This is a genomic window from Stutzerimonas stutzeri (assembly GCF_000935215.1).
Classification (GTDB): domain Bacteria; phylum Pseudomonadota; class Gammaproteobacteria; order Pseudomonadales; family Pseudomonadaceae; genus Stutzerimonas.
Genome location: NZ_JXXD01000238.1, coordinates 1 through 5,874 on the forward strand (window position 1 = coordinate 1; position 5,874 = coordinate 5,874).

Annotated in this window: 7 protein-coding genes; 1 reads left to right on the forward strand and 6 read right to left on the reverse strand. The window is 62.4% G+C overall.

What is annotated here, in order from left to right:
• The 5 genes from LO50_RS20190 to LO50_RS20210 form a co-directional block, all read right to left on the reverse strand.
• The gene (locus tag LO50_RS20190; protein WP_014821210.1) at positions 1-702 is read right to left on the reverse strand and encodes an ABC transporter ATP-binding protein; all 702 of its coding nucleotides are present in this window, start codon (positions 700-702) and stop codon (positions 1-3) included.
• Between the two features lie 2 nt (positions 703-704).
• The gene (livG, locus tag LO50_RS20195) at positions 705-1,472 is read right to left on the reverse strand and encodes a high-affinity branched-chain amino acid ABC transporter ATP-binding protein LivG (RefSeq protein WP_014821209.1); all 768 of its coding nucleotides are present in this window, start codon (positions 1,470-1,472) and stop codon (positions 705-707) included.
• Positions 1,469-2,725, reverse strand: a complete 1,257-nt coding sequence (locus LO50_RS20200; RefSeq protein ID WP_014821208.1) for a high-affinity branched-chain amino acid ABC transporter permease LivM — start codon at positions 2,723-2,725, stop codon at positions 1,469-1,471. The genes livG and LO50_RS20200 overlap by 4 nt, the downstream gene beginning before the upstream one ends.
• On the reverse strand, positions 2,722-3,645 hold the full coding sequence (gene livH, locus LO50_RS20205) for a high-affinity branched-chain amino acid ABC transporter permease LivH (RefSeq protein WP_003299167.1): 924 nt from the start codon (positions 3,643-3,645) through the stop codon (positions 2,722-2,724). Before livH ends, LO50_RS20200 begins: the two co-directional genes overlap by 4 nt.
• A 257-nt stretch (positions 3,646-3,902) precedes the next feature.
• Positions 3,903-5,021 carry a branched-chain amino acid ABC transporter substrate-binding protein gene (locus LO50_RS20210; RefSeq protein WP_041013239.1) on the reverse strand — a complete coding sequence of 373 codons (1,119 nt, stop codon included), beginning with the start codon at positions 5,019-5,021 and terminating at the stop codon, positions 3,903-3,905.
• Between the two features lie 199 nt (positions 5,022-5,220).
• On the opposite strand from LO50_RS20210, the gene LO50_RS20215 reads away from it, so the two are divergent.
• Complete coding sequence (locus LO50_RS20215) at positions 5,221-5,538, forward strand: DUF2288 domain-containing protein (protein ID WP_014821206.1); 318 nt, start codon at positions 5,221-5,223, stop codon at positions 5,536-5,538.
• 23 nt (positions 5,539-5,561) lie between these two features.
• Here LO50_RS20215 and LO50_RS20220 read toward each other — a convergent pair.
• Positions 5,562-5,874, reverse strand: a 313-nt coding sequence (locus LO50_RS20220; RefSeq protein WP_044316163.1) for a PhnE/PtxC family ABC transporter permease, incomplete at its 5' end; no start/stop codon positions are given.

Here is a 5,874-nt window from a genome sequence, read left to right on the forward strand (position 1 = left end):
TCAGCCGCCCAGGTAGGCGTCGCGCACTTTCGGATCGGTCAGCAGGTCCTCGCCGCTGCCCTGCATGACGATATGCCCGTTCTCCAGCACGTAACCGCGGTCGGCCAGCTTGAGCGCCTGGTTGGCGTTCTGCTCGACCAGGAACACCGTCACGCCATCCTCACGCAGCTGTTCGATGATCTCGAAAATCTGCTGGATGATGATCGGCGCCAAGCCCAGCGATGGCTCGTCGAGTAGCAGCAGCTTGGGTTTGCTCATCAGCGCGCGGGCGATGGCGAGCATCTGCTGTTCACCGCCGGACATGGTGCCACCGCGTTGCTGGTAGCGCTCCTTGAGCCGCGGGAACAGGCCGAGCACCTTGTCCAGTTGTTCCTGAAAGTCCGTCTTGCCGGTGAAGAAGCCGCCCATGGAGAGGTTTTCCTCAACCGTCAGACGGGCGAAGATCCGCCGCCCTTCGGGTACCACGGCGATGGCCTTGCGCATGATGTCGCAGGTCTGCTGGCCGACCAGCTCCTCGCCCTGGAAGCGGATGCTGCCACTGGCCGCCTGCGGCGAGCCGCACAGGGTCATCAGCAGGGTCGACTTGCCGGCACCGTTGGCGCCGATCAGGGTGACGATCTCGCCCTGTTCGACTTGCACGTTGATGCCATGCAAGGCCTGGATCTTGCCGTAGAAGGTCGAGACGTTTTCGAAAGTCAGCATGCTTACGCCTCCCCCAGGTAGGCTTTGATCACGTCCGGATTGTTGCGCACCTGTTCGGGCGAACCATCGGCCAGCGGCGTGCCCTGATTGATCACGTAAATGTGGTCGGAAATGCTCATGACCAGCTTCATGTCGTGTTCGATCAGCAGCACCGTGACCCCATGTTCGTCACGCAGCATGGCGATCAGCGCCTTGAGATCCTCGGTTTCCTTTGGGTTGAGGCCCGCCGCCGGCTCGTCGAGCATGAGGATGCGCGGACGCGTCATCATGCAGCGGGCGATCTCCAGGCGGCGCTGCTGGCCGTAGGCGAGGGTTCCAGCCGGGCGGTTGGCTACATCGGTCAGATTCACCTGCTCCAGCCAGTGCGCAGCAAAGTCCATCGCCGCGCGCTCGCTCTTACGAAATCCCGGGGTCTTCAGGAGACCGGCGAGGAAGTTGGTGTTCAAATGGCGATGCTGTGCCACCAGCAGGTTTTCCACCGCCGTCATGTCCTTGAACAGGCGGACATTCTGGAAGGTGCGTACCACGCCCTGGCGAGCGATCTTGTGGCCCGGCAGGCCATGGATCGGCGTACCGTCGAGGAGGATTTCTCCGGCGGTCGGCTGGTAGAAACCGGTCAGGCAGTTGAACACCGTGGTCTTGCCGGCGCCGTTGGGGCCGATCATCGAAACCACTTGCTTGTCATGTACCGTCAGCCCCACCTCGTTGACCGCCAGCAGGCCGCCAAAACGCATCATCAGGCCGCGTACTTCGAGAATCGGGCGGCTCATTGCTTCAGCTCCAGGTGTGGGCGTTGCATCGGCAGCAGGCCTTGCGGACGCCAGATCATCATCAGCACCATCAGGGCGCCGAACATCAACATGCGGTATTCGCTGAATTCGCGCATCAGCTCAGGCAGCAGGATCATCACGATGGCTGCGAGGATCACCCCGAGCTGCGAGCCCATGCCACCCAGCACGACGATGGCGAGAATGATCGCCGACTCGATGAAGGTGAACGACTCCGGCGATACCAGACCCTGGCGTGCGGCGAAGAAGCTGCCGGCAAACCCGGCGAAGGTCGCACCGAGGGTGAAGGCCGAGAGCTTGATCACGGTGGGGTTCATGCCCAGCGCGCGGCAGGCGATCTCGTCTTCGCGCAGGGCTTCCCAGGCGCGTCCGATAGGCATGCGTAGCAGGCGGTTGATCACGAACAACGTCAACAGCACCAGTAGCAGGGCAATCAGGTAGAGGAAGATCACCTTGTTCACCGAGTTGTAGGCCATGCCGAAATACTCGTGGAACGTCTGCATGCCCTCGGCTGCGCGGCGGTCGAAGGACAGGCCGAACAGGGTCGGTTTGTCGATGCCGCTGATGCCGTTCGGGCCGCCGGTGAGGTCGGTCATGTTGCGCAGCAGGATGCGGATGATCTCGCCGAAGCCGAGAGTCACGATGGCCAGATAGTCACCGCGCAGGCGCAACACCGGGAAGCCCAGCAGGAAGCCGAACAGCGCCGCCATCGCGCCGGCGATGGGCAGTGCAGTCCAGAACCCGACCCCGTAGTAGTGCGAGAGCAGCGCATAGGTGTAGGCACCGACGGCGTAGAAGCCGACGTAACCCAGGTCGAGCAGGCCGGCCAGACCGACGACGATGTTCAGGCCGAGGCCGAGCATCACGTAGATCAGGATCAGCGTGGCGATGTCCACCGCGCCACGTGACCCATAGAACGGCCACGCCAGCCCGACGAGGATCAGAGCGATGATGATCCAGCGTTGGGTCGAGGGCAGGGTAAGGAAGCTGCCCGCGCCTGCGGGTACGCTCGGCAGGCTTGGGCTGGCGGCCCAGCCGGCGGCCAGGTGAGTACGGAACAGTTGCCAGACGAACATGGCTACCGCGCAGGCGGCGATGATCCAGAACGTACCGGCTTCGGCGCCGTGCACTTCGACGCGGATGCCGACGGTGGTGAGCTTCAGGCCAAATACCGGCACCGCAACGGCGATGACCAGCAGGGCGCTGAAGAAGGCTGTACGGAGATTGCCGGTCATACCTTTTCCACCTCCGGGCGGCCGAGGATGCCGGTGGGGCGGAACAGCAGGACCAGCACCAGCAGGCTGAACGCCACGACGTCCTTGTACTGGTCACCGAAGATGTCGGCACCGAAGGCCTCTGCTACGCCAAGCACCAGGCCGCCGAGCATGGCGCCCGGAATGCTGCCGATGCCGCCGAGTACCGCCGCGGTGAATGCCTTGATGCCGGCGAGGAAGCCGATGTGCGGGTTGATCACGCCGTACTGCATGCTGATCAGTACCGCTGCGATGGCGGCCAGCGCAGCGCCGATGACGAAGGTCAGGGCGATGATGCCGTTGGTGTTGATGCCCAGCAGGTTGGCCATCTTCAGGTCTTCTGCGCAGGCGCGGCAGGCGCGCCCCAGACGTGACCGCGAGATGAACATCGTCAGCCCGTACATGGCAACGAAGGTGACCACGAAGATCAGGATCTGCATGTACGAAATCACCACGCCATTCATGGTGCTTTCACCGAACACCAGATTGCCCGGCATCAGGTTGGGAATCGCCTTGTCCTTGGAATCCTGAGCCAGCAGCACGACGTTCTGCAGGAAGATCGACATGCCGATGGCCGAGATCAGCGGAATCAGGCGGTTACTGCCACGTAGCGGGCGGTAGGCGACCCGTTCGATGCTGTAGCCGTAGGCGCTGGTGACGATGATGGCGGCGACGAACGCACCCATCATCAAGATAGGCAGCGCATCCAAGCCCATCATGGACAGGCCGACAATGGCGATGAAGGCGACATACGAGCCGATCATGTACACCTCGCCGTGGGCGAAATTGATCATGCCGATGATGCCGTACACCATCGTGTAGCCGATGGCGATCAGCGCATAGGTGCTGCCAACGGTGAGCCCGTTGATCAGCTGTTGTAGGTAGTGGTAAAGCTCAGGCATCACTGCTCTCCCGAAGTCCCTGCAATTGCGTTTCGGTCTGCTGCGCTGCCCACGTCGAACGCACCGCACACCCTGGCGCGGCGCCACTGCGGTACGGTGCCCTGCGGATCACGCACGGCATCGGTTCGAGGTGGGCCTGCTGTTCAGGCCGCTCGTTGAATTACAGGTACGGCAGGGCGACCCGGGTGCTTTTGGCTGGGCCGCCTGCTTAAAACAAAGCCCACAAGCGAGTGTGGGCTTCGTCAGGCTGATGGAATTTACTTGGCTTCGGTCTTGGTGCCGTCCTGGTGCCATTCGTAGACGACGAAGTTGAAGTCCTTCAGGTCGCCCTTCTCGTCGAAGGAGAGCATGCCGGTCGGGGTGTCGAAGGTGTTGCTGCGCAGCGCCTCTGCCACCTTGGCGGTGTCGGTGCTGCCGGCTTTCTCGATACCTTCGGCAATGACTTGCACGGCGGCGTAGGCGGGGAATACGAACGGGCCGCTCGGGTCCTGCTTCTTGGCCTTGAAGCCGTCTACCAGTTCCTTGTTGCGCGGGTCCTGATCGAACGACTTCGGCAGCGTCACGTACATGCCTTCGGAAGCCGGGCCGGCGATGGCGGAGATTTCCGAGTTGCCGACGCCTTCCGGACCCATGAAGCGTACGTTCAGGCCTTTTTCCTTGGACTGACGCAGCAGCAGACCCAGTTCCGGGTGGTAGCCGCCGTAGTAGACGAAATCCACGCCTTCGCGCTTGAGCTTGGCGATCAGCGAGGAGAAGTCCTTGTCGCCGGCATTGATGCCTTCGAACAGGCCAACCTTGATGTTCTTGCTTTCCAGGGTCTGCTTGACGGCAGTGGCAATGCCTTCACCGTACTGCTGCTTGTCATGGATGACTGCGACGTTCTTCGGCTTGACGTGGTCGGCAATGAAGTTGCCGGCGGTCGGGCCCTGCAGGCTGTCGAGGCCGATGGTGCGGAAGATCAGCTCGTAACCGCGGGAGGTGATGTCCGGGCTGGTGGAAGCCGCGGTGATCATCAGGATGCCTTCGTCCTCATAGATGTCGGACGCCGGTTGAGTGGAGCTGGAGCAGAGGTGGCCGACAACGAACTGCACTTCGTCATTGACGATCTTGTTGGCCACCGCCACGGCCTGCTTCGGATCGCAGGCGTCGTCGTAGCGCACGCCTTCCAGTTGCTGACCGTTCACCCCGCCGGCCTTGTTGATCTGCTCGATGGCCATTTCGGCCCCGATGAACTGCATGTCCCCGTACTGCGCCACCGGCCCGGTTACCGGCCCTGCCAATCCGATGCGGATCGTGTCGGCGGCCAGGGTGTAGCTGGCTGCGCCGGTCAGTGCCATTGCCAGAAAAATTTTCGAAAGACGCTGGTTGGTCTTCATAAGTGCTCCACTTGCATCGTTATTGTTTGAATCCTGCGGGCCGGAGTGCCGTTAAGAGGCGAACATCCCGAAACGCTCCGGCAACTGTACCGGCACAGTGTAGAAGTGTCTCCTCCGTTTGCACAGCCGGCAGATTCAACCGTTTGATGGGAATCGGGGCGCGGGTATCATTGCGCCCTTTTCGTATTTGGTGAGTCCCATGGCCGACGACGCAAGCACTCTTTATGCCAAGCTGTTGGGCGAAACCGCAGCGATTACCTGGGAAGAACTGCAGCCGTTCTTCGCTCGCGGAGCGCTGCTGCAGGTGGCTGGCGATGCTGATCTGGTCGAGGTGGCGCTGGCCGTCGCCGAGGACGATCAGACCAAGGTAGCGGCGTGGCTCCACGGCGGACAGCTGTCGAAGATGCAGCCCGAGCAGGCGCAGGACTGGCTGGAGCGTGACCCCGACCTCTGGGCCGTCGTGGTCGCCCCCTGGGTGCTGGTGCAGGAGCGCGTCGGCAAACCTGCATTGCACTGAAATGGGGCGAGCTCAGGTTTAGGTCAGCCTCGCACCCAGCGCTGCCTGGCCCAGGCACTCAGGCTGTCGACCGCCAGTACCATCGCCAGCATGGCCAGGATCACTGCCGAGGCTTGGGCTTCCTGGAAGAGGCTGAGGCTCATGTAGAGCATCTGGCCCAGGCCGCCGGCGCCAACGAAGCCGAGCACGCTGGCCATGCGAATATTGTTTTCCCAGCGGTACAGCGTGTAGGCCACCAGTTGTGGCCAGAGCGAGGGCAGCGTGCCGTAGCAGAATGCCGCGATGCGTCCGCTACCGGCCAGGCGAAGGGCGTCGGCGGGCTGGGGCGGGGTATTT

What these genes read in the sequence shown, in the direction of transcription:
- livG (WP_014821209.1), bottom strand. Translation starts at nt 1,472, where the DNA reads ATGAGCCGCCCGATTCTCGAAGTACGCGGCCTGATGATGCGTTTTGGC.
- LO50_RS20190 (WP_014821210.1), bottom strand. Translation starts at nt 702, where the DNA reads ATGCTGACTTTCGAAAACGTCTCGACCTTCTACGGCAAGATCCAGGCC.
- LO50_RS20200 (WP_014821208.1), bottom strand. Translation starts at nt 2,725, where the DNA reads ATGACCGGCAATCTCCGTACAGCCTTCTTCAGCGCCCTGCTGGTCATC.
- LO50_RS20210 (WP_041013239.1), bottom strand. Translation starts at nt 5,021, where the DNA reads ATGAAGACCAACCAGCGTCTTTCGAAAATTTTTCTGGCAATGGCACTG.
- livH (WP_003299167.1), bottom strand. Translation starts at nt 3,645, where the DNA reads ATGCCTGAGCTTTACCACTACCTACAACAGCTGATCAACGGGCTCACC.
- LO50_RS20215 (WP_014821206.1), top strand. Translation starts at nt 5,221, where the DNA reads ATGGCCGACGACGCAAGCACTCTTTATGCCAAGCTGTTGGGCGAAACC.